At 61.8% G+C, this 22186-nt stretch carries 22 protein-coding genes; 13 read left to right on the forward strand and 9 right to left on the reverse strand.

From position 1 onward, the window contains the following. Positions 1-34: 34 nt before the first annotated feature. From AC2GXZ_RS21805 to AC2GXZ_RS21865, 13 genes are all read left to right on the forward strand, one after another. Positions 35-322, forward strand: coding sequence for a muconolactone Delta-isomerase (locus tag AC2GXZ_RS21805; RefSeq protein ID WP_483761317.1), 288 nt, complete (start codon positions 35-37; stop codon positions 320-322). 366 nt (positions 323-688) lie between these two features. Then, positions 689-2416, forward strand: coding sequence for a thiamine pyrophosphate-binding protein (locus tag AC2GXZ_RS21810; protein ID WP_483761318.1), 1728 nt, complete (start codon positions 689-691; stop codon positions 2414-2416). Between the two features lie 119 nt (positions 2417-2535). Next, on the forward strand, positions 2536-3603 hold the full coding sequence (locus tag AC2GXZ_RS21815) for an alcohol dehydrogenase (RefSeq protein ID WP_483761319.1): 1068 nt from the start codon (positions 2536-2538) through the stop codon (positions 3601-3603). A 175-nt stretch (positions 3604-3778) separates the two neighbouring features. After that, positions 3779-4534, forward strand: coding sequence for an ABC transporter ATP-binding protein (locus AC2GXZ_RS21820; RefSeq protein ID WP_483761320.1), 756 nt, complete (start codon positions 3779-3781; stop codon positions 4532-4534). Further along, positions 4527-5279 (forward strand): ABC transporter ATP-binding protein, encoded by a 753-nt coding sequence (locus tag AC2GXZ_RS21825; RefSeq protein ID WP_483761321.1) that lies wholly within the window; start codon positions 4527-4529, stop codon positions 5277-5279. The genes AC2GXZ_RS21820 and AC2GXZ_RS21825 overlap by 8 nt, the downstream gene beginning before the upstream one ends. Positions 5280-5445: 166 nt before the next feature. Next, positions 5446-6348 carry a branched-chain amino acid ABC transporter permease gene (locus AC2GXZ_RS21830; RefSeq protein WP_483761322.1) on the forward strand — a complete coding sequence of 301 codons (903 nt, stop codon included), beginning with the start codon at positions 5446-5448 and terminating at the stop codon, positions 6346-6348. Positions 6349-6389: 41 nt separating this feature from the next. Further along, positions 6390-7349 (forward strand): branched-chain amino acid ABC transporter permease, encoded by a 960-nt coding sequence (locus AC2GXZ_RS21835; RefSeq protein WP_483761617.1) that lies wholly within the window; start codon positions 6390-6392, stop codon positions 7347-7349. Between the two features lie 253 nt (positions 7350-7602). Further along, positions 7603-7989: a Zn-ribbon domain-containing OB-fold protein gene (locus AC2GXZ_RS21840; protein WP_483761323.1), complete on the forward strand. Its 387-nt coding sequence runs from the start codon at positions 7603-7605 to the stop codon at positions 7987-7989. After that, a complete protein-coding gene (locus tag AC2GXZ_RS21845; protein ID WP_483761324.1) occupies positions 7986-9137 on the forward strand; it encodes a thiolase family protein in 1152 nt (383 codons plus the stop codon). Before AC2GXZ_RS21840 ends, AC2GXZ_RS21845 begins: the two co-directional genes overlap by 4 nt. Before the next feature lie 2 nt (positions 9138-9139). Continuing rightward, positions 9140-9895 carry an SDR family oxidoreductase gene (locus tag AC2GXZ_RS21850; protein ID WP_483761325.1) on the forward strand — a complete coding sequence of 252 codons (756 nt, stop codon included), beginning with the start codon at positions 9140-9142 and terminating at the stop codon, positions 9893-9895. Between the two features lies 1 nt (position 9896). Further along, positions 9897-10697 (forward strand): enoyl-CoA hydratase/isomerase family protein, encoded by an 801-nt coding sequence (locus tag AC2GXZ_RS21855; protein WP_483761326.1) that lies wholly within the window; start codon positions 9897-9899, stop codon positions 10695-10697. Between the two features lie 8 nt (positions 10698-10705). Continuing rightward, entirely contained in the window at positions 10706-11917 is a 1212-nt protein-coding gene (locus tag AC2GXZ_RS21860; protein ID WP_483761327.1) for a CaiB/BaiF CoA transferase family protein, read from the forward strand. A gap of 188 nt (positions 11918-12105) precedes the next feature. Next, positions 12106-13320 (forward strand): ABC transporter substrate-binding protein, encoded by a 1215-nt coding sequence (locus AC2GXZ_RS21865; protein WP_483761328.1) that lies wholly within the window; start codon positions 12106-12108, stop codon positions 13318-13320. A gap of 71 nt (positions 13321-13391) precedes the next feature. Here the strand turns inward: AC2GXZ_RS21865 and AC2GXZ_RS21870 are convergent, their stop codons facing one another. The 9 genes from AC2GXZ_RS21870 to AC2GXZ_RS21910 all read right to left on the reverse strand — a co-directional run bounded on the left by AC2GXZ_RS21870 (position 13392) and on the right by AC2GXZ_RS21910 (position 22077). Then, the gene (locus AC2GXZ_RS21870) at positions 13392-14360 is read right to left on the reverse strand and encodes an ROK family protein (RefSeq protein ID WP_483761329.1); all 969 of its coding nucleotides are present in this window, start codon (positions 14358-14360) and stop codon (positions 13392-13394) included. Positions 14361-14375: 15 nt separating this feature from the next. Continuing rightward, the gene (locus AC2GXZ_RS21875; RefSeq protein ID WP_483761330.1) at positions 14376-15077 is read right to left on the reverse strand and encodes a ribulose-phosphate 3-epimerase; all 702 of its coding nucleotides are present in this window, start codon (positions 15075-15077) and stop codon (positions 14376-14378) included. Next, positions 15077-15892: an alpha/beta fold hydrolase gene (locus AC2GXZ_RS21880; protein ID WP_483761618.1), complete on the reverse strand. Its 816-nt coding sequence runs from the start codon at positions 15890-15892 to the stop codon at positions 15077-15079. The genes AC2GXZ_RS21875 and AC2GXZ_RS21880 overlap by 1 nt, the downstream gene beginning before the upstream one ends. Further along, a complete protein-coding gene (locus tag AC2GXZ_RS21885) occupies positions 15889-16731 on the reverse strand; it encodes a sugar phosphate isomerase/epimerase family protein (RefSeq protein WP_483761331.1) in 843 nt (280 codons plus the stop codon). The genes AC2GXZ_RS21880 and AC2GXZ_RS21885 overlap by 4 nt, the downstream gene beginning before the upstream one ends. Then, positions 16731-17807 carry a Gfo/Idh/MocA family protein gene (locus AC2GXZ_RS21890; RefSeq protein WP_483761332.1) on the reverse strand — a complete coding sequence of 359 codons (1077 nt, stop codon included), beginning with the start codon at positions 17805-17807 and terminating at the stop codon, positions 16731-16733. Before AC2GXZ_RS21890 ends, AC2GXZ_RS21885 begins: the two co-directional genes overlap by 1 nt. A 28-nt stretch (positions 17808-17835) precedes the next feature. Further along, positions 17836-18927, reverse strand: a complete 1092-nt coding sequence (locus AC2GXZ_RS21895) for an ABC transporter ATP-binding protein (RefSeq protein ID WP_483761333.1) — start codon at positions 18925-18927, stop codon at positions 17836-17838. Between the two features lie 5 nt (positions 18928-18932). Beyond that, the gene (locus AC2GXZ_RS21900; RefSeq protein ID WP_483761334.1) at positions 18933-19844 is read right to left on the reverse strand and encodes a carbohydrate ABC transporter permease; all 912 of its coding nucleotides are present in this window, start codon (positions 19842-19844) and stop codon (positions 18933-18935) included. Then, the gene (locus AC2GXZ_RS21905) at positions 19828-20709 is read right to left on the reverse strand and encodes a carbohydrate ABC transporter permease (RefSeq protein ID WP_483761335.1); all 882 of its coding nucleotides are present in this window, start codon (positions 20707-20709) and stop codon (positions 19828-19830) included. The genes AC2GXZ_RS21900 and AC2GXZ_RS21905 overlap by 17 nt, the downstream gene beginning before the upstream one ends. A gap of 111 nt (positions 20710-20820) precedes the next feature. Further along, positions 20821-22077, reverse strand: coding sequence for an ABC transporter substrate-binding protein (locus tag AC2GXZ_RS21910; protein ID WP_483761336.1), 1257 nt, complete (start codon positions 22075-22077; stop codon positions 20821-20823). Between the last annotated feature and the right edge of the window lie 109 nt (positions 22078-22186).

The raw sequence follows: 22186 nt of genomic DNA on the forward strand, positions 1-22186 counted from the left end.
TATAACACGGCAGACTATTTCAGGAGGAGATGAAATGCTGTTTCAAATAGAAATTCACATCAAGGTCCCGCCGGAAGCGGATCGCGAAAAGATCGCAGCCCTCAGCGCCGCCGAAGTCGAAAAGGCGAAGGAACTGCAGCGTGCAGGCAAATGGCGCCATATCTGGCGGATCGCGGGTCATTGGGCGAATATCAGCATTTTCGACGTGAAGGATGCCGGTGAGCTGCACGAGATAATCACGGCGCTTCCGCTTTTCCCCTATATGGAACTCGAGGTCACGGCGCTGTGCAAGCACGTTGCCTCCATTGCCGATGACATCTGACGATCGGCCCCGCCGATCTTAAACCGACACTTATCAGAGCCTGAGGAGGAGCTGGGATGGAAAAGTCGACAAAGTGCCGCGTGGCGGCCACCCGATTTGACAGGAATGACCGGATCGGAAGCGTGGGAGATTACGCTGCCTGCGCGGCTGCATGGATCGCAGCGAGGCTAAAAGCCTGGCCGCCGATGCGGTCCGGGGGAGGCTGACGCCTTCTCCTTGAGGATTGCTCCTCAATCCAGACAGCAGCAGACGAATTCCAATTTGAGCAAAGCCGCAAGCACAGACAATGCGACCTTTCCCGTCACCGGCAGACGCCAGGCGTCCCGTGGCTCATCGATTTTGCTCACTACCTGACGGATCTATCAAATGGACACCATCTCTGTAAAAGCCCAGGCATCCGATGGCGTGAAGCTGGACGTTCCGGTTTACCAACTCCTGGTTCAGGATCTCATTGCGGCGGGCGTGACCGACTGCTTCGGCCTGACAAGTGACGACACGATCGGCCTCACGGCGGAGCTGGACGCAAGCGGCGTCAAGGTTTGGTCGGCCCGCCACGAATCGAGCGTCATCATGGCAGCCGACGGCTATGCCTCGGCCAGCGGCAAGCTTGGCGTCGCCATTATCGGCCGCGGTCCAGCCGCATCGAACTGCATGCATGGCATCATGGCGGCGGCAAAGAGCGGAGCCTCCCTGCTGGTCATTCTCGGCGAGGCCGAGCAGCAGAAAAACCCCAATGCGCTCGGCCCCGACTTCAAGGCCTATGAAGCGCAGAACGTCTTTGCCGCGGCCGGCCTCAAGACATTCAAGATCGATCATGCGCTTTCGGGCAGGCTTGTCCTGCGTGCCGCGATCGATGCCGCAAGCAATGGCAATGTGGTGACCCTGCATATCCCGCTCAGTGTCCAGAACACGCTGGTCGATCCCGCCACGACCCCTGTCGATTCGACACCGAGGCCCCAGAGGGTGGCCGAACCCGGTCGCGCCCAGGCCGTGAAGGCTGCCGCTGACGCCCTGTCGAAGGCCAAGCGCCCCTTGATCGTGGCAGGTCTCGGCGCCCACAAGGCCGGCGCACGCGAGGAGATCGAGCGCCTTGCGGAACTCACCGGCGCGCTGTTGATCACGTCGCTCAAGGGCAAGGATCTTTTTGCCGGAAACCCTTACAATCTCGGCATCCTCGGCTCCTTCTCGCATTCGCTTGCGCGCAAATACGTCGAGCAGACGGACTGCGTCGTCGCCTTCGGTGCCGGCCTCAACGCCTGGACAACAAGCCGGGGCCACGGCCTTCCCCTCGACGCACCGGTCATCCACATCGACAATATCCGCAGCCACGCCGGCCGCTATTATCCGGCCGACATCTGCATCGTTGGCGACGCGAAGGTGGTCGCGGGGCAGCTTGCCGACGCACTGCCCGACCTGTCTGGAGGCGATAAGCCCTTCCACACGCAGGAAACACGGGACGCGATCCGCGAATTCCGCATGTCCTCGGATTTCCAGAAGCAGAATACCAGCCGGACGCTCGATGCACGGGCGGTTGCCATGCTCTTGGAAGACATTCTGCCGAAGAAGCGCAACATCATCTACGATTCAGGCAACTTCTTCCTCGTCGCCAGCTATCTCAGCGTGCCGGGCCCGGGCCATTTCAGGATCACCAACGACTTCGCCTCAATCGGCGCCGGTCTCGGAACCTCGATCGGATTTTCGGCTGCCCGTCCCGACGAACTGAACATTCTCTTCATCGGCGACGGCGGGTTCATGATGACGGCCTCGGAGCTGGAAACCTTCGCGCGATGCGGTCTGCCGCTCGTCGTGTTCGTTCTCAACGACGCCGCCTATGGCGCCGAAGTGCAGTTCAGTCGCGAGATGAAGCTGCCGGAATCGATGTCGCTGTTTCCCGATATCGATTTCGCGCCGCTTGCAGAATCTTTCGGCTACGAGACCGCCACGGTCAGGACTGAAGATCAGCTGAAGGCCCTCAAGGACCAGTTCGGCGACTGGTCCGGGCTGATCCTGGTCGATTGCAAGATCAACATGGATGTCCAGGGTCCGTTCATCTCGGAAATGATGACCGACAAGAAGAATGCGGCGGCTCAGTAATTGAGGACACGGCCGCAGCGGCGGCCATGTCCGGATATCGATTTCATTTTGCGATTGCGACGGGCGGCGCGAGCGGAAGCCGCCGTCCATCGGATCATTCGATTAAAGGGAGAACGGAAATGCAAGGTTGGGCAGTCGTAAAGAACGGACAGCCGCTGGAAGCAGTCGAAATTACCACGCCGAAGCCCAAGGGAAGCGAGGTCCTCCTGGAGGTCATGTTCTGTGGCGTCTGCCACAGCGATCTCTACGTTCAGGACGGGTTCTACGATCTTGGGGGCGGCAAGAAGCTGTCGCTGGCGGATCGCGGCGTCAAGCTGCCGCTGATCCTGGGACACGAGACCGTCGGCAAGGTTATCGCGGTCGGGCCGGAAGCGCGCGGTGTCTCCGTCGGCGACAGCAGGGTCATCTATCCCTGGGGCGGATGCGGCCACTGCGCCCAGTGCAAGAGCGGCAAGGAGCAGCTGTGCTTGACGCCGAAAAGCCTCGGCATTTTCCGCGACGGCGGTTACGGCAGCCATGTTCTGGTCGATGATACCCGCTATCTCTTCGATTACGGCACTATCGATCCGGCGCTTGCCGCCACGCTCGCATGTTCGGGGCTGACGGCCTATTCCGCCGTCAAGAAAGTGTTTTCGGGCGCGGTCGATCAGCCGATCGCGATCATCGGGACAGGCGGGCTTGGCCTTGCCGCCATCAATATTCTTTCGGCCTTCGGCCACAAGGCGATCATCGCTGCCGACATTACCGACGAGAAGCTGGAAGTGGCGCGCAATGCCGGCGCACAATTTGCGGTCAATGCGAAAGCCGAGGATTTCGCCGATCAGCTGAAGTCGGCCGCGAACCAGCCACTCTACGGCGTGATCGATTTCGTCGCCTCCACAACGACCGCAACCGCAGCACTCGCAGGCCTTGCCAAGGGCGGAACATATGTGCCGATCGGGCTCTACGGAGGTGATCTGACGGTGTCCCTGCCCTCGTTCCCGCTGAAGGCGCTGACGATCCAGGGCAGCTATACCGGAAGCCTGCAGGAGATGCAGGAACTGCTCGATCTCGCGAAGACCGGCAAGCTCGGCAAGATGGAAATCGAGCGGGTGGCACACGACGATCCCAATACGGCGCTGGAACGGATGCGCGCCGGCCGGCTGAAAGGCAGGCTGGTGCTGGAGGCTGCCCGTTCGGCCGCATAGATCGGTCTCGCAGCGATCACGGGTCGTATCCGCAACCCGTGATCGCTGTCTGGCTTTCGAAGAAACCATGACGGACGGCTGTTGACAGTTGCTGTTCCGGCGGTCCCTGGCGATGCAGTCCACAGATCATGGTCGGGGGACGATGCGGGATTGGAGATCCCGGGAGGAGGAATGAATGACAAACGACATAATACTCTCCGCGAGCGGCCTGGGGCGTGACTTCGGTGCGTTCGCCGCCGTCGGCAATGTTAACCTCGCTGTGCGGCGCGGATCGATCCACGCCCTGATCGGACCAAATGGCGCGGGAAAGACGACATGCTTCAACCTGCTGACCAAGTTCCTGCAGCCGACCAGGGGAACGATCACCTATAACGGCCGCGATATCACCAGGCTGAAGCCGGCGGATGTTGCGCGCCTCGGACTGGTGCGGTCGTTTCAGATTTCCGCGGTCTTCGGGCACCTGACGGTTCTTGAGAACGTGCGGATCGCGCTGCAGCGAAAGAGAGGCGACTCGTTCGACTTCTGGCGTTCCGAGCGTGTGCTGAACGCCATGAACGACGATGCGATGAACCTCGTCGAAGACGTGGGGCTGGCAAATTTCCGCAATCACAACGCCTCCGAGCTCTCCTACGGCCGCAAGCGCGCCCTGGAAATCGCCACGACCTTGGCGCTCGATCCGGAAATGATGCTGCTCGACGAGCCCATGGCCGGCATGGGCCACGAGGACGTGGAGCGCAATTCGCAACTGATCAAGCGCGTCTCGAAGAACCGCACCATTCTGATGGTCGAGCATAATCTGTCGGTCGTGTCGTCGCTCTCCGACACGATCACGGTACTGGCGCGCGGCAAGGTTCTCGCCGAAGGCGATTATCAGACCGTGTCGAAGGATCCCCGCGTTATCGAAGCTTACATCGGAGCTGGTCATGGCTGAAGTGCTCAATCTGGCGGCCCGTGCGCCCTCGACCGCCACGTCGGCGTCCCCACTGCTTTCGATCAAGGATCTCGAGGCCTGGTATGACGAAAGCCATGTCCTGCACGGGATGAATTTCGACGTGGGTCACGGAGAGGTCGTCACTCTCCTCGGCCGCAACGGCGCCGGCAAGACGACGACGCTTCGCTCGATCATCGGGATCATGGGCAAGCGGAAGGGCTCGGTCGTGTTCGACGGAACCGAAACGATCGGGCTGCAATCGCGCCACATCGCCCGCAAGGGCGTCGGTTATGTGCCGGAAGAGCGCGGCATCTTCTCCAGCCTGTCGGTCGAGGAAAACCTGATGCTTCCACCCATCGTCAAGCCGGGCGGCATGACGGTCGAACAGATCTACGAGCTTTTCCCCAACCTCAAGGAGCGGGCCGCAAGCCAGGGCACCAAGCTTTCGGGCGGAGAACAGCAGATGCTGGCCATCGGGCGCATCCTGCGGACCGGCGCCAGATTGATCCTTCTGGACGAGCCGACGGAGGGGCTCGCGCCGGTCATCGTCCAGCAGATCGGGCGGACGATCCAGCATCTCAAGGAAGCGAAATACACCATCATCCTCGTCGAGCAGAATTTCCGCTTCGCGCAGACGGTTGCCGACAAGCATTACATCGTCGAACAGGGCAAGGTGATCGACATGATCCCGAATGCCGAACTCGATGCACAGATTGCCAAACTGCACACTTATCTCGGCGTGTAGGACAGAGTTTACGGGAGGAAACAATGACCATTGAGACCTTGGTCTTCAATGACCGGTATCGGGAAGAAAACCGCGCGGCAGGCGCCACCGTTCAACGCCACACAACGTTGCGCCACACAAAGCTGGGCCACACTGCGCTGGGCCATACTAGGCTGGGATTGACCTCATGATGACGATCTTCGGCGTCCCGAGCGCGGCCTTTCTCGGACAGTTGATGCTTGGACTGATCAATGGCGCGTTCTATGCGATATTGAGCCTTGGCCTGGCCATCATCTTCGGATTGCTGAACATCATCAACTTCACCCATGGTGCCCTCTATATGGTTGGCGCATTCGTGGCCTGGATGCTTTTGAACTATCTCGGGGTCGGCTACTGGTGGGCGCTGGTCATCGCGCCGGTGACCGTCGGCATCTTCGGGATCATTCTGGAGCGGTTCTTCATCTCCCGACTCTACAAGCTCGACCATCTCTACGGTCTTCTCCTGACATTCGGGCTTGCGCTCATCATCCAGGGCCTTTTCCGCAGCCAGTACGGCGCATCGGGCCTGCCCTATGCCATTCCGTCCCAGCTGGCGGGTGGCCACCAGATCCAGCTGTTCGGCGCTCCCATCATGTTCATGCCGAACTACCGCGCATGGGTCATCATCATCTCGCTCGTCGTGTGTCTCGGCACATGGTTCGTCATCGAGAGAACGAAGATCGGCTCCTATCTGCGAGCCGCGACAGAAAACGCCACGCTGGTGCAGGCCTTCGGCGTCAATGTTCCGCGCCTGGTCACGCTGACCTACGGATTCGGTGTCGCGCTGGCCGCCTTCGCGGGCGTGCTGGCGGCACCGATCTATTCGGTCAATCCCAACATGGGGGCCGACCTGATCATCGTCGTCTTCGCGGTCGTGGTCATCGGCGGGATGGGCTCGATCCTCGGCTCCATCATAACCGGCTTCGCGCTCGGCCTCGTCGAAGGACTGACCAAGGTGTTTTATCCGGAAGCGTCCTCGACAGTCATCTTCGTCATCATGATGCTGGTACTGCTCGTCAAGCCGGCAGGTCTTTTCGGGAGGACCCTGTAATGGATACCGCCAACACCGCAAGAACCGCCCCAGGCCCGGAGATGAGCATCTCGAGCGCCTTGTCTCAGTCGAACGACACGGCGTCATTCCATCTCAAGGTCTTCATCGCCATTGCGGTTGTCCTTCTGATCGCGCCGTTCCTGCTCTATCCGGTGTTCGTCATGAAGGTCCTCTGCTTTGCGCTATTCGCAATGGCCTTCAACCTGCTCCTCGGCTACGGCGGTCTTCTGTCCTTCGGACATGCCGCCTTCTTCGGCGCGGCGAGCTATCTCTCGGCTTATTCCGCCAAGGCCTGGGGCTTTACCCCGGAACTCGCCATCGTGACGGGAACGGTCACGGCAGCATTCCTCGGATTGATCATCGGGGCGATCGCGATCAGAAGTCAGGGCATCTATTTCGCGATGATCACCCTTGCTCTGGCGCAAATGGTCTATTTCGTTTGCGTCCAGGCAGTCTTTACCGGCGGCGAGGACGGTATCCAGGCCGTTCCGCGCGGCAACCTCTTCGGGCTGATCAATCTTGCCAATGACTACGCGCTCTATGTCGTGGTCGCCGTCATCTTCCTGTTCGGTCTCGGTCTCATCTACCGGATCATCCATTCGCCTTTCGGGCAGGTCTTGAAGGCGATCCGTGACAACGAACCGCGTGCCATCTCCCTCGGCTATCGTGTCAATCGCTACAAGCTTGGCGTGTTCGTGCTGTCGGCATCGATTGCCGGCCTTGCAGGAAGCACCAAGGCCATCGTGTTCCAGCTTGCATCACTGACGGATGTCCACTGGTCGATGTCCGGGGAAGTGGTCCTGATGACACTGGTCGGCGGCATGGGGACGGTCTTCGGGCCCATTCTCGGTGCCGCGGTCATCGTCACCATGACCAATTACCTGGCCACCCTCGGTTCCTGGGTCACGGTCGTTCAGGGCGTGATCTTCGTTCTCTGCGTCCTGCTTTTCCGGGAAGGCGTCCTTGGATTGATCGCCCGCTGGATCAAACGCCCGCTTTAGCAGGACGGAGGTCAAGGCGAAATCAGCGCCTCTCCGTTCACCTGTCATCTCTGCGAGGAAAGCCAGCCGGAAGGTTGGCTTTCCTCGTTTCGTTTGGGCTCCGGAACGCCGGTGAAGGTTCCAATCCAGCCCGACCGTTGACTTTAAGTCAACTATTGCCGAGATTTTTACGCCTGTGCCCCGGATCGGATCGCGCTACGATACCAACAACATAACAAGCGGCAAAGCCGAAGGCCGGCCAAGGAGGAGCACTGTGAATCAAGTTCCGGACATATCTGCAACGCTTTCGCGCACGCGAACGGCAGACCCGTCCATTCATCTTCCCGCATCGCGTGATCGTGCGACGGGAAACGGCATCTTTCCAGCCATTCCATCCGGCTCGCCGGCTGCGTCCCGCTACGAGCCGCTGACCCTGTCGGACCATGCGGTGCTCTACAGCTTCACCGTCATCCATCCCAATCCGAAGACGGGCCTTGCGCCCTTCGTTCTGGTCTATGCGGACTTCCCCGAAAGGGCGCGCGTGTTCGGCCGTCTCGAACTTGCCGCGGGGGAGCGTCCCCGCATTGGCATGGCCCTGCGCCCGATCGCCGGTGGCGAAGCCGGCTATCTTTTCGTTTCCGCATCGGAGGACGCCCAGTGAGCACTGAAGTCTATATCGCTGGCGCAGCCATGACCCCTTTCGCGCGACATGAGACGCGCTCGATGCAGGATCTCGCACAGGAGGCGGTGCTGGGCGCGCTTGCTGATGCCGGAATCGAGGCCGGCCAGATCCAGGCCATGTACAACGCCAATGTCTATGGCGGCATGATCCTCGGCCAGGTCCTGATGCGGGATCTCGGCATCACCGGCCCGGCGCTCTACAATGTCGAGAACGCCTGCGCCAGCGGTGCGACCGCGGTTCATCTCGCCTCGCAGGCTCTGCGGCTCGGCCTTTACGACACCGTTCTGGTCTGGGGCGTCGAGATGCTGACCAAGCTGGGCGGCGGCACCATTCCGCTGCAACGCAACGACTACAAGACCGAGCTCTATGCGGCCCAGGGCATGACGCTGCCGACGGTCTATGCGATGCGCGGCACCCGTTACCTCTACGAGCGCGACGAAAACCCCGAAATCCTGGCAAGGATTGCGGTCAAGAATCGCGCGCACGGAGCGCTCAATCCCTATGCGCAGCAGCGCAAGCCGGTAACGCTTGAGGAGGTTCTTGCATCAAGGCCCGTCGCCGAGCCGCTGACCTTGCTTCAGTGCTGCCCTTCGGCCGTTGATGGCGCGGCGGCCGTGGTGCTGACGACGAAACGGCCGGCATCGCACCGGTCGGCCGTGCGGGTTCTCGGATCCGCCGTCCAGTCCGGGCATCTGGAGGAAGGCTGCGACGATATCCTCGATGCCGAAATCACGGCCCGCACCGCGCGCGTTGCCTACGAGCAGGCCGGGCTTGGGCCGGAAGACGTCAATGTCGTCGAACTGCACGACGCGTTCACCATCGCCGAGCTTCTCTATTACGAGGCACTGGGCCTTGCTCCACAGGGGGAAGGTGCAGCGATGCTGCGGCGTGGCGATACGGCGCTCGGCGGCCGCGTACCGGTCAATCCGAGTGGCGGGCTTCTCGCAAAGGGGCATCCGCTCGGTGCCACCGGCGTGGCGCAGATGGTTGAGGTGACCTGGCAATTGCAGGGTCGCGCGGAGGGACGGCAGGTCGAGGGCGCAAGGATCGGACTTACCCAATGTACCGGCGGCGGTATCGCCGGCGTCGATCATGCCGCCTCCTCGGTCCATGTCCTGGGAGTATGACGATGTCGCAGAATGATATTGCCGCCGTCACCGGTGGCGCCCGCGGCATCGGCTTCGGCATCGCCGGGGCTCTGGCCGGCGCGGGCTTCGACATTGCCCTTCTGGATCTCGACGCAACCGCCGTGGAAGATGCAGCGGAGCGTCTGCGCGCCGCCCATCCCGGTCGCAGGATCCTGCCCGTTTCGGTAGACGTCACAAAGCGCCCCCAGGTGGAGGACGCGATCGGCAAGGTCAACCATGAGCTGGGACGGCTTGACGTGCTCGTCAACAATGCCGGTATCGTCCGCGACAAGCGCCTGGCAAAGATGGAGGAAGACGATTGGGATGCGGTCATCGCAACCAACCTTCGCTCGCAGTTCCTTACCTGCAAGGCGGCGATCCCCGGCATGGTGGAACGAGGTTACGGACGCGTCGTCAACATATCCTCGCGGGCATGGCTCGGCGGCTTCGGCCAGGCCAACTATTCGGCCGCCAAGGGCGGGGTGGTCAGCTTGACGCGAAGCCTTGCCATCGAATTCGCCAGCCAGGGCATCACCGTCAACGCGGTCGCCCCCGGCATCATCGAGACGCCGCTGTTTCTCGGCTTCAAGCCGGAAGTCCAGGAGAAGCTGAAGAAAAGCGTTCCCATGCAGCGCATCGGCACGCCGGCGGACGTCGCCCAGGCGGTGCTGTTCTTTGCCAGCAGGAATAGCGCCTACATTACCGGCCAGCTTCTCTATGTCTGCGGTGCGCGCAGCCTCTCAAGTCCGAGTGTATGACATGACCATCCATTCCTCCATAAACGGCGCGGTTGCGACCATCACGATCGACAGGCCAGAGGCGCTGAACGCGCTCGACGTGCAGGCGCAGACGGACCTGCGCCAGCATCTGGTCGACGCGCGCGATGACGAATCGGTACGGGTCATCGTCCTCACCGGGGCGGGCAACCGCGCCTTCTGCGTCGGCGCCGACCTCAAGCGGACGCCGCCGAGCAACGATCCCTATGCCGCGACCTGGGTTGCGAGTGATGAAGCGGCGACCCGCAAGGGCACCTATATCCGCTTCCTCAATCTCGAACGCCTGGCGATCTCCAAGCCGCTCATTGCGGCGATCAACGGCCACTGCCTTGGAGGCGGCATGGAGCTTGCGTTGCAATGCGACCTGCGCGTGGCCGCTGATACAGCAAGCTTTGCCCTTCCGGAAGTGCGGATCGGCAGCGTTGCCGGCGTCTGCGGCCCTCTTCTCATGCGCGCGATCCCGGCGGCGCATGCGATGAAGCTGCTGATGACGGGTGCGCGGATCGACGCTGCCGAAGCGCTGCGCATCGGGCTCGTCAGCGATGTCTGGCCGGCGGACGAGCTGGCCGAACGCGCGGCTGATCTTGCGGAGACGATCGCGCAGAACGCGCCTCTCTCCGTCGCTGCGACCAAGCGCCTGACACGCGATACGGACGTGCTGCCACGCTCCGGCCTGTTCGACATGACCGAAATGGTCTGGGGCATGCTGAAGGATACCGAAGACCGGCTGGAAGGCCGCAAGGCATTTGCGGAGAAGCGCACACCGCGCTTTGTCGGCCGATGAACGACAGTGTGAACAATCCCGTTTCCAATCCGCTGGAAGGCTCGACCAGCGGCCTGCGCATCATCGATTTCTCGCAGATCGCGGCCGGCCCCTTCTGCACCATGCTTCTGGCCGACATGGGGGCGGATGTCGTCAAGGTCGAGCCGCCCGGTGGCGATATCGGGCGGACCCTCGGCCCGCCCTTCGTCGAGGGCGAAAGCACGACCTTCATGGCGCTCAACCGCAACAAGCGTGGCGTGGTTCTCGATCTCAAGACCGAGGCTGGCAAGAGCCAGGCTCTGGCGCTGGTCAAGACCGCGGATGTCGTGGTGGAGAGCTTCCGCCCGCGTGTCGCCGATCGTATCGGCATCGGCTATGCCGCATTGACGGCGCTCAACCCGCGGCTGATCTACTGTTCGATTTCCGCCTATGGGCAAACGGGACCATGGTCCACCCGGCCGGGCGTCGATGGCGTCATCCAGGCGGTGTCCGGGCTGATGAGCATTACCGGCATGGAAGGCGAGCCGCCATCCAAGGTGCAGGCTCCGGTTGCCGACATGGTGACCGGATACCAGGCAGCGATTGCGGTGCTTGCCGCCTTGCGCAGCCGGGATGCCGGCAGGCAGCCCGGGCATATCGACATCAATCTGTTCGCCAGCTCGGTCATGCTGCAGCAGGTACCCATGGCGGGATACCTGGCATCCGGAGAGACACCGCGCCGCTGCGGAAGCGGTGCACCCTATGCCACGCCCAACGAGGCCTATGAGACGGCCGATGGTTACATCCTGATCGCCGCCTATCAGGAGGCGCGCTGGCGACGGTTCTGCGATGTCATCGACCAGCCTCAGCTTGCCGCCGAGCCGCGTTTCGCAAGCTTGCCCCAACGGATGGCGCATCGCGCCGAACTGACCGCCATCCTCAATGCGAAATTGCGTAGCCGCAACACCATGGACTGGCTGGTCGTGCTGGAGGAGGCCGACATCATCTGCGCGCCCGTGGCCGACTATGCGCTCGTCACCAGCTCCGCCCATTTCCGCGCGGCGGGGCTCGTGGTCGAGACGAACCATCCGCGTGCCGGCACGGTCCCGATACCGGGATTTGCCATCGGCGGACGCCCGATGCCGGTTCGGCGTCCTGCGCCGATGCTCGGGGAGCACAATCATCTTCTCGAAGAGACACAGCCGGACCCGGCCGTCTCTGTGGAGAAGGGCCTGGCGATGGCCAAGAGTTCAGGTTCGTAGGAGAACGGCTCTAGGGAAATCGAGGGCGAGACATGTAGGAATAGCGCAACCGGCAAGTCGCTCGGGGGAATGCAGAAAACGAACGAGGAGAAGCCGCGCCCTAAGCATGCCTTGCGGACCGGTCCCGCAAGCGGCGGCGCAACCCACGGCAGATCGTTCACAAACGGCAAGGTTAGAGGAGGAAGACAATGAGAATTTTGAGGATCCTGGCGCTGAGCGCGGGACTATCAGCTGTTGCCGGACAGGCATCGGCAGAGATCGCGGTCACTCTCGGCGTCATCACCGATATGAGCGGAATCTATACGGACTTTTCAGGCAAGGGTTCCGTCGAGGCCACGCGCCTTGCGGCCGAAGATTTCATGGCCGCCAACCCCGACGTGAAGGTGAACGTGATATCGTCCGATCACCAGAACAAGCCGGATCTGGCTTCGAGCACCGCCCGCGACTGGTATGACCAGCGCGGTGTCGATGCCATCTTCGACGTGACCTCGTCGGCAGCGGCGCTGGCGGTCAACGCCGTCACTCGTGAAAAGAACAAGGTTTTCTTCGCGACCAATGCCGCGAGCACCGCGCTGACCGGCAAGGAGTGCTCGCCCAATACCGTTCACTGGACCTACGACACCTGGGGACTGACCCGCGGCACGATCGGGGCGACGCTCAAGAACGGAGGAAAGAAATGGTTCTTCATCACTGTGGATTACGCCTATGGCCATAGCCTAAGCGCCACCGGCCGCAAGCTGCTGCAGGAAGCGGGCGGAGAAGTCGTCGGCGAGGTTCTCCACCCGCTGAACACGACTGATTTCGCCTCCTATCTGCTGCAGGCCCAGTCGTCCGGAGCTCAGGTCATCGGTCTGCTCAACGGTGGCGGCGACATGATCAACGCCATCAAGCAGGCGGGCGAATTCGGCATCACCCAGTCCGGCCAGTCGCTCGCCGCCATGACGGTGTTTCTCACAGATGTCCGCTCGCTGGGTCTCGAAACCGCGCAGGGCCTGACGTTCACCACCTGGTTCTACTGGGATCTCAACGACAAGACGCGGGCCTTTTCCGAGCGCTTCGCCGCGCGAATGGGCGGCGCCAAGCCGACGATGGGCCAGGCGGCAAACTACTCCTCCGCCATGCTCTATCTGGAATCTGTCAAGAAGGTGGGTTCGTCCGACGACGGCAAGGCGGTCGTCGGGGCGATGCGCGACAAGGGCACCTACGAGGATCCCCTGTTCGGCGAAACCGAGATCCGCGTGGATGGCCGCGCCACCCACCCCACCTATCTGGTGCGTGTCAAGTCGCCTGCGGAATCGAAGGGTGACTGGGATTTCTACAACATCGTCGCGACGATACCGCCGTCCGAGGGCAATCTGACGCTTGCGGCTTCGAAGGCTGCCGGTTGCGCGCTCGTGCCCTGACGATCAGGAAAGCCTCCCAGGGCGAGGCCTCCCCGGACGAGCCGAAGGGTCTCCGGGGAGGATTTTTCTTTTTAGATCAGCACCTTGAGATTTTCCGCAGACTGCGACTGGAACGCCAGTGCCGCCGAGCCGATGAGGCCGGAGTTTTCCGCAAGCGCCGAACGTACGACCTTGACGTCGCGGAATGCCGGCATTGCCCAGCGAGCGATATACCTTCGAATCCCCGCCTGCAGCATTTCGAATTCGTTGGAAATCCCGCCCCCCATCACGAGGATGTCCGGGCTGAAGAGGTGGAGAAGGCTGGTGAACCCGCGGCCGAGAATTTCCGCTTCCTGCTCGATGAGGTCGAGAGCCACGGCATCTCCACGCTTTGCCGCTTCGAACACCGCGCGGCTGTCGATCGGCGCGCGATCGGCGCCAAGCGAAGTGTCGCTGCATTCGAGCGCGCGCCGGCGCGCCCTTTCCGTGAACGCAGTTCCCGAGCCATAGGCTTCGAAACAGCCGTAATTGCCGCATGGGCACAGTTCCCCGTTCGGCATCACCGACATGTGGCCGACATGCGCCGCCATGCCGCGCCGGCCGTGCAGCATCCGGTTGTCGACGACGATGCCGCCGCCGATGCCGGTGCTGACCGTGACATAGACCATGTTCTCGACACCGCGGCCCGCGCCATAACGCCATTCTCCAAGTGCCGCGGCGATCCCGTCGTTTTCCAGATTGACCGGGAACCGGAAGCGTTTCTGCAACTCCGCCGTGATCGGAAAATCGACAAAGCCGGCAAGGGTCGGTATGTCGAGCGCAATACCATTCTTGGCATCGAGCGGACCCGGAGCAGAGATACCGACGCCCACTACATGGTCGGGCGAGATACCGTCGAGCAGCGACATCGAGAGGTCCGCCATTTGGTCGAGCACGCGTGTGGGGCCGGCTTTAGCCTCCGTCAGGACGGCGCCCCGCCGGATGATCTCGCCACGTTCGTCGACGACAGCTGCCCGAACCTGGGTGCCTCCAAGATCAACGCCAATCGCTAGGGACTCCATGTTCGTCTTCCCATTCTAAAGTGTGCTGAGCCATTTCATCCGGTCGTCGAGGGATGGCGCATTGAATGCCAGCGAGCCCAGAACGACGGTTTCCGCGCCGGCCTGGCGAAGGAGGGGAACGGTGTGCTCGCGAATGCCGCCATCGGCTGCGAGCACGATGCGTTTGTCCGAACCGCTCTTGTCGATGAGGCGCTTGGCAAGCCCCAGCCTCTCGCCTGCTTTGGCGTCAAGCCCCTGACCCTTGACCCCGATCGCTGTGCCCAGAAGCGTCACGAAACGAAGCCGCGCAATATAGGGTGCGATCTCTTCGACCGGCGTCTCGACCCGCAGCACCATGCCTGCGGCGATGCCGCGGCGATCGAGAAGATCGAGCGCCGCGTCCGCTAACGCACGATTTTCCACATGCAGGCTGATGAGATCGCTGCCGGCATCGGCAAACTGCTCGATCTGCGACAGAAGAATGGCGTCCGCCACCATCAGGTGAACATGGATCGGGCGCGAGGAGACCTTGCGGATGCCGGCGACCAGATCAGGAAAGAACAGCATGGCCGGGGCGAAATGTCCGTCCGCCACATCGATATGCAGGACATCCGCATGCGGCTCGATCCGCGCCATGTCGTCGGCAAGGCGCACCAGATCGGCGGACCACACGGAAAATTCTCCGATTAGTCGGTCCTTGGGGAGGTCTTCGATCCAGTCGGTGGATTGAGCTGTCATTACAGAAAGTCCTTCAGAAACCGGCCCATGGCCGCATGGAAGTCCGAGACGTATCGCCCGCGGTCTTCGACCTTTGGCGTGATCTCGACGAATTGTGAATCGGGTATCATCCCGGCGATCGTGCGCGCATGGCCGATCGGATGGATGCTGTCGCGCTCATGGCCGATCACCAGCGTCGGCACCTTGATTGCGCGAACCTCGGCCTCGGTGACGCCCGGACCGTCATCGGATATGGAGGTCAGAAGCGCTGCCGTCACATCCTGTGGTTCGCGGGAGAAAAAGCCCGTCAGCGAGGCCAGATTATCGGGTGCTTCGCGGCGCAGCTGCTCGGCAGTCGCAGTCTCCATGAACAGCCGCTGCGCGACATCCTGCGGATGTTTGGCCAGCAGGTGCCCGACCTCGGCATTGGGCGCCATGTTCGCCGGTGCCGGATGGATGATCCAGGCAGGGCGGGCGATCACGAGGCCGCGGACCAGCTCCGGATACCGAACGGCAAGATGCAGCGCGATCGCCGCACCCATTGAGATGCCGCCGACGACGAGCGGAGCAAGACCGCCCTTGCGGGTGAATTCGGCGATATCGGCGGCAAAGACCGAGATCGACAGGTCCTGCAGGTTGCCCGGCTGCGAATTCCCCTGCCCCCGGCATTCGACGGTGATCCGCCGAAAATGCGCATCGGCGGGAAACGCTTCGGTGGTCTGGCGTGCGTCACCACAGAGACCGTGTTGGAAAATGACCGGAAGGCCATCGCCTGCATCGCGATCGACACTGAGCACCGGCCCGCCTTGCGGCGTGAAGGTATGGACCGCCATCAGGATGCCCCGATGCCGGCGGTCGCGAACGCGCCCTTGAGGAAGGTTGCAACGCCGGCGGCTTCATCCGCCTTCAGGCCATGGGTGACCATCGAGCCATCGAAGCCGGCAGCCTTGAGGCTGGAGAGGTAATGCGGATAGTCGAGCACGCCCTTTCCGGCGGTGGTGAAGCCACCCGTTGGCGTGCGGTCCTTGGCATGGCCCATCACGATGCGGTCGGCCAGCAGGTCCACGCCTTCGGAGACGATCCGGCGCTGATCGTCCGGGGTCGCGACCTCGAAGAGATTGGCTGGATCAAAGACGATCTTCAGCCGCGGGCTCTTCAACTCGTCGATCAGGCGGCGCGCCTTCTTCGCCGAGTTCACCACATTGGCAAGCTCGGGCTCGATGCCAAGGTCGATGTCGTACTGGTCGGCGATGCCGATCGCCGTTTCCATGGCGACGAGCAGATCCTTCCATGCCTCGGGCGTATCGTTGTCCGGATGCTCCTTCCACTGGTCGACAGGATCGCGGGTTCCGGTGCAGAGCGTAATCAAACCTGTCGACAGCCCCGCGCAGGAAGCGGCCAGAACCTTCAGCCTTGCGTGGCCAAGGTCGCGCACCGCCATATCCGGATGGATCATGTTGTAAGTGCCCGAGACCGCCACGAGATCGACGCCCGCCGTCCTGGCGCCTTCGGAAACTGCTGCCGACACCGCCGTGTCGATCACGTCGGGCATCGAGGGAAGGCCGGAGCAGGCCATGTTGTATTGCGCGCCGTCAAAGCCGGCGGCCTTGACGGCGGCAAGCACCACGGCCGGGTCGGTGCCGTCGAAGGTTTTGGAGAAAATTCCGAGCTGCATCACACGCCACCCGAAACATCTGCGAGCGCGACGCGCTTGCCGCTTTCGACCGAACGGGCGATCGCCACCATCGCCTGAACCGAGGCCAGACCATCTGCCACATCGGCGCCTTCCATCGGCGCGCCATCGAGAATGACGCGGGCGAAGGATTCCAGCTGGCGGCGATAGAAATGGCCGTCGGCGCCGAGCACGCGGTGGGACGCGCCGTCGGCCTCGCGGAAGATATCGACTTCACTGCTCTTGTAGTACCAGGGATTGTAGGTCTTGCCGAGAATGCTGCCGTTCTTGCCGTAGATCTGGAACCCTTCGTGCCAGTCCATCCGCACTTGGACGGTGAGGTCGAGATGACCAAGCGTGCCTGACGCGAACTCCACATCGACGAACCAGCACCAGATGCCGGCGCGCTCCGAAAGCCGCGCCTGAACCGCGATGATGTCTCCGGCGAAATAGCGCGCCACGTCGATCAGGTGGCATCCATGCGCCAGCATGTAATAGCGCCGCAGATCAGCCTTGGGGTTGGTCGATGGCTTTTTAGCATTGGCGCTGGAGACGATCAGCGGCTGGACCGCGTCCGTCATTGGATAGCGATGCGTGCTGTCGCAATACCAGGCTTTAAGCGCGACGATATCGCCCATTTCGGTATCGATAAACGTCTTGGCCGCCTGAAGGCCGGCATCGAAACGCTTCATGTGACCGACCTGGAAGATCTTGCCGGATTTGTCGACCGCCGCTTGGAGGTCGCGGCATTCCTCAACAGTCAGGCCCACGGGCTTCTCGCACAGGACATGTTTGCCCGCTTCGAGTGCACGGATCGACGCCGGAACGTGGAAGGCGTCAGCGGTGGCGATGATGACGGCCTCGACATCGGGATCGGCCAGCATGCGGTCGTAGTCGTTGAAGGTTTTTTCGGCGCCATGGGTGGTCGCCATCCGTTCGCGAAGGTCGTCGGCGACATCGCAGATGGCGTAGAGATCGGCGTTGGCCGCCTTAGTGCAACTTTCGAAATGGGCCGACTGGGCGATCTGGCCCGCGCCGAGCACGCCCACGCGAAGGCGTCTTTCCTGTTTCACTGGCATGTTGTCTTTTCCTTGATCGGTATCTGGTTCAGAGAGCGGCGCCGCTCTTTGCGTCGAAGAGAACGGCTTTGGTGAGATCGATGTCGAAGCGCACCCGCTGTCCAGGATGAACCGGAGAGCCGGTTGGCAGGCGCGCCATGATTTCGCGAGCGCCCGCACGCAGCGAGACGAAGACGTCCGGGCCAGTCGGCTCGACGACTTCGACATCGAGAAGAATGGAAGCCGGCGCGGCGCTGCCTTCGGCCGAAAGCGACAGCCATTCGGGCCTCAGACCGAGCAGGATATCGCCGGTATGGCCGGACAGCCGGCCGGCGGAGGCCGGGAGCGGCAGGGTGATATCGACCTCCTGCAGCCGAAGCGAGGGCTGCGCATCGCCGTGGGCAATATTGGCCGGCAGAAGGTTCATGGGCGGCGAACCCATGAAGGTCGCGACGAAGACGTTGGACGGGCGCTCGTAGATGTCTTCTGGCGTTCCGAACTGCTGCAGGATGCCGTCCTTCATCACGGCGATCCGCGTCGCCATGGTCATTGCCTCGATCTGGTCGTGGGTGACGTATACGATGGTGGCGCCGAGCCGCTGGTGTAGCTTCTTGATCTCTGTGCGCATCTCGACGCGCAGCTTGGCATCGAGGTTGGACAGCGGCTCGTCGAACAGGAAAATCTTCGGCTCGCGCACCAGTGCCCGCCCCATAGCCACACGCTGACGCTGCCCACCGGACAGTTGCCCCGGCTTGCGTTTCAGAAGATGGGTAATCTGCAAAAGTTCGGCGACCTTGCCGACCCGCTCCAACCGTTCCGGCTTCGGCATTTTGCTCATCTCAAGCGAAAAGCCGATATTCTGCTCCACCGACATGGCGGGATAGAGCGCGTAGGATTGGAACACCATGGCGATGTCGCGCTCCTTTGGCTCCAGTCCGTCCACCGGCCGTCCATCGATGGTGATCGATCCGGACGTGTGTTCGTCGAGCCCGGCGATGATGGACAGAAGGGTGGACTTACCGCATCCCGAGGGGCCGACGAGTACGAGGAACTCGCCGTCCTCGATGGCAATGTCGATATCCTTGAGGACCGCGAGCGAGCCGAAGCTCTTGGTGACGTGGTTGATTGCAAGATTTGCCATCTTTTTCAGCCCTTTACTGCACCGGCCATCAGGCCGCGAAGGAAGTAACGTCCCGCCGCGACGTAGACGATGATGGTAGGAAGCGCGGCGATCATCGCCGCCGCCATGTCCTGGTTATAGGCCTTGGTGCCCGTGGAGGTGTTGACGAGGTTGTTGAGTGCAACGGTGACCGGCTGGTTGGGACCGGCCGCAAAGGAGACGCCGAAGAGGAAGTCATTCCAAACACCGGTGAACTGCCAGATGATCGAAACCATGACGATCGGCCAGGAGATGGGGAGCAGGATGCGGAAGAAGATTGCCCAAAACCCTGCCCCGTCGACGCGCGCGGCCTTGAAGATCTCTGCCGGGATGGTGACGAAATAATTTCGGAAGAACAACGTCGTGAAGCAGATGCCGTATACGACATGAACGAGCACAAGGCCGGGAACAGTGCCCGCCAGACCCAGCTTGCCGAGCAGGCTCGCCATCGGGATCAGCACGATCTGGAATGGAATGAAGCACCCGAAGAGGATCAATCCGAAGACGATGCTGTCGCCCCGGAAGCGCCATTTCGTCAACACGTAGCCATTGAGCGCGCCGAACGCGACGGAGATCAGTGTGGCGGGAATGACGATGAGAAACGAATTGCCGAAATATCCCTTCAGCCCGCCGCAAGTGACGCCGATGCAGGATGCACCCCAGACGGTTTCCCAGGCCTCGAAGGTCGGGGCGCTTGGAAAGGACAGAAGATTACCCGTGCGGATCTCCTCCATGGATTTCAGCGAGGTGAATACCATCGACAGAAGCGGCGACAGGAAGGCCACGGCGAGAATGACGAGGCACACGTAGACGAAGCAGCGGCCGGCAATCCTGCCTAAGCGCAGGTTCGAGTTGCGGCGGAGGCCGGTCGCCGTTCCGGCGTCAAGCAGCACGGTCATCGCGAAGCTCCGAATAGAGATAGGGAATGATGATGCTCGCGAGGCTGACCAGCATGACGACGGCGCTTGCCGCCCCCACACCCAGCTCGTTGCGGGTAAATGTCATCGAATACATGTAAGTGGATGGAAGCTCGGTCGAGATCCCGGGTCCGCCCTTGGTCAGGGCGACGACGAGGTCGTAGCTCTTGATCGCCAGATGCGCTTCGATCACTAGAACCGTCAGGAAGACCGGGCGAAGCGCCGGAATGATGATCCGGGTATAGACTTTGTAGAGCGGCGCGCCATCGATGCGGGCGGCCCGCAATATCTCGGTATCGACGCCGCGAAGGCCCGCAAGGAATAGCGCCATGACGAAGCCCGTGACCTGCCAGACACCGGCGATCACCACTGTATAGATCGCCCGTTCCGGCTGGATCAGCCATTCGAAGGTGAAATTCTCCCAGCCCAGGCCGCGCATCATGTGCTGCAAGCCAAGCCCCGGATTGAGCAACCACTGCCAGATGACGCCCGTCACCACGAAGGACAGGGCCATGGGATAGAGGAATACCGCGCGGAACACGCCCTCGAAGCGGATTCTCTGGTCGATCAGGATCGCGATGAAGAGGCCGAGGCATGTTGCCGCGACAATGTAGAGCAGCGCGAAGATGCCCATGTTGATCACTGCTGTTATCCAGCGCGGGTCGTCGAAAAGGCGTTCGTATTGTCGCAGGCCAACGAAATCGAAGCGCGCGAACATCTTCGAGCCGGTGAACGAAAGTACTGCCGTGTAGGCGATGAAGCCGTAGACGCCGCAGGCGATGAGTATCAGGGAGGGGGACAGGACGATTGCCGGTAAGGCGCCCTGGAGGCGTTTCTTGATTGTCATTTTTAATATCCGTCGTGAGCCGCTCAGTGAAAACCGAAAGGGCACGCCTTGCCGCACTTGAGATGGCCCCGCCACAGATATGCGTGGCGGGGCCGCCCTGGGAGGAAGTGGTTATCCCTTCGCCGCCTTGATCGCGGTCTTCAACTGGGCGACGGCATCCGCCGAAGACATGTTGGAATTGAAGTGTTGGGTGACAACGTCGAAGATGGCTCGCTGGATCGCCGCAGGTTCCGCATGGCCATGCGCCAGCGATCCCATCAGGGTGCCGGCCTTTTCCGCAGCCTTGAGGTCAGCCATCGATTTCTGGCCGCAGGCATCGAACTTATCGCCCGGCACGTCCGTGCGAGCGGGCACTGACCCCTTGACGAGGTTGAAAGCCTCCTGGAATTTGGGAGACATCACGCTCGAGGCGAGCGCATACTGCGCCTTCTGCTTGTCTTCGCCAACTTGGAACATCGCGAAGAAGTCGGTGTTGAACAGGAAGGACCCATCCGTTCCCGGTGCGGTCACGCACAGGATATCGACGCCGGGCTTCAGGCCTGCCTTGACGATCTCCCCCTTGGCCCAGTCGCCCATCAGCTGCATTCCCGCTTCGCCCTTAAGCACCATCGCGGTCGCGAGGTTCCAGTCGCGGCCCGAGAAGTTCGGATCGACGTAACCCCTGATCTTGCGCATCTGGTCGAAGACCTTGACCATCGTGTCGGACGACAGCGAGGCTTCGTCGAGTTCGATGATGGCCTTCTTGTAGAATTCCGGGCCGCCGATGCCGAGGACGACATCGTCGAAGATCGTGGTGTCCTGCCAGGGTTGACCGCCATGGGCGAGCGGAACTATGCCCTTCGCCTTTAGCTTATCGGCGACATTGTTGAATTCATCCCAATTCGTTGGAGGCGCCAGGTTGTTGTCCTTGAAGACCTTAGCATTGAGCCAAAGCCAGTTCGGACGATGGATATTGACCGGGACCGCTTCCCACTTGCCGTCATGGACGGCGAAATTCTTGAGCGCGTCGGGCACGACCTTGTCCCAACCTTCCTGAGTGGCAACGGGAGTGAGATCGCCGAGAAGGCCTTCCTCCGACCATTCATTGACGGCCATGCCGAGCAACTGAGCAGCTGTCGGGGGGTTGCCGGAAGATACGCGCGCCTTAAGCGCCGTCATTGCCGCCTCGCCACCGCCTCCGGCAATCGGCATGTCCTGCCAGCCGAAGCCTTTGGTTTCGAGGTCCTTCTTCAGGACGCCGACGGCATCCGCCTCGCCGCCCGCAGTCCACCAGTGCAGCACTTCGACCTTGTCGGCAGCAAGCGCTACGCAGGACACGCCGGCGCTGAGGGAGACGGCGAGCGCCGTCGATTTGAAAATAGATTTCATCACATCCTCCCATTGGCCGGCACCATACCGGCCCTCACCCAACAAACGGAAACATCCTCCGCTCCATTTGTTTGGATTGAAAACAAACATGCGAGGCGTTACATGTCAA

The sequence above is a fragment of the Aliirhizobium sp. YIM B11859 genome, assembly GCF_057163345.1.

What these genes read in the sequence shown, in the direction of transcription:
- AC2GXZ_RS21805 (WP_483761317.1), top strand. Translation starts at nt 35, where the DNA reads ATGCTGTTTCAAATAGAAATTCACATCAAGGTCCCGCCGGAAGCGGAT.
- AC2GXZ_RS21810 (WP_483761318.1), top strand. Translation starts at nt 689, where the DNA reads ATGGACACCATCTCTGTAAAAGCCCAGGCATCCGATGGCGTGAAGCTG.
- AC2GXZ_RS21815 (WP_483761319.1), top strand. Translation starts at nt 2,536, where the DNA reads ATGCAAGGTTGGGCAGTCGTAAAGAACGGACAGCCGCTGGAAGCAGTC.
- AC2GXZ_RS21820 (WP_483761320.1), top strand. Translation starts at nt 3,779, where the DNA reads ATGACAAACGACATAATACTCTCCGCGAGCGGCCTGGGGCGTGACTTC.
- AC2GXZ_RS21825 (WP_483761321.1), top strand. Translation starts at nt 4,527, where the DNA reads ATGGCTGAAGTGCTCAATCTGGCGGCCCGTGCGCCCTCGACCGCCACG.
- AC2GXZ_RS21830 (WP_483761322.1), top strand. Translation starts at nt 5,446, where the DNA reads ATGATGACGATCTTCGGCGTCCCGAGCGCGGCCTTTCTCGGACAGTTG.
- AC2GXZ_RS21835 (WP_483761617.1), top strand. Translation starts at nt 6,390, where the DNA reads ATGAGCATCTCGAGCGCCTTGTCTCAGTCGAACGACACGGCGTCATTC.
- AC2GXZ_RS21850 (WP_483761325.1), top strand. Translation starts at nt 9,140, where the DNA reads ATGTCGCAGAATGATATTGCCGCCGTCACCGGTGGCGCCCGCGGCATC.
- AC2GXZ_RS21855 (WP_483761326.1), top strand. Translation starts at nt 9,897, where the DNA reads ATGACCATCCATTCCTCCATAAACGGCGCGGTTGCGACCATCACGATC.
- AC2GXZ_RS21865 (WP_483761328.1), top strand. Translation starts at nt 12,106, where the DNA reads ATGAGAATTTTGAGGATCCTGGCGCTGAGCGCGGGACTATCAGCTGTT.
- AC2GXZ_RS21870 (WP_483761329.1), bottom strand. Translation starts at nt 14,360, where the DNA reads ATGGAGTCCCTAGCGATTGGCGTTGATCTTGGAGGCACCCAGGTTCGG.
- AC2GXZ_RS21875 (WP_483761330.1), bottom strand. Translation starts at nt 15,077, where the DNA reads ATGACAGCTCAATCCACCGACTGGATCGAAGACCTCCCCAAGGACCGA.
- AC2GXZ_RS21885 (WP_483761331.1), bottom strand. Translation starts at nt 16,731, where the DNA reads ATGCAGCTCGGAATTTTCTCCAAAACCTTCGACGGCACCGACCCGGCC.
- AC2GXZ_RS21890 (WP_483761332.1), bottom strand. Translation starts at nt 17,807, where the DNA reads ATGCCAGTGAAACAGGAAAGACGCCTTCGCGTGGGCGTGCTCGGCGCG.
- AC2GXZ_RS21895 (WP_483761333.1), bottom strand. Translation starts at nt 18,927, where the DNA reads ATGGCAAATCTTGCAATCAACCACGTCACCAAGAGCTTCGGCTCGCTC.
- AC2GXZ_RS21900 (WP_483761334.1), bottom strand. Translation starts at nt 19,844, where the DNA reads ATGACCGTGCTGCTTGACGCCGGAACGGCGACCGGCCTCCGCCGCAAC.
- AC2GXZ_RS21905 (WP_483761335.1), bottom strand. Translation starts at nt 20,709, where the DNA reads ATGACAATCAAGAAACGCCTCCAGGGCGCCTTACCGGCAATCGTCCTG.
- AC2GXZ_RS21910 (WP_483761336.1), bottom strand. Translation starts at nt 22,077, where the DNA reads ATGAAATCTATTTTCAAATCGACGGCGCTCGCCGTCTCCCTCAGCGCC.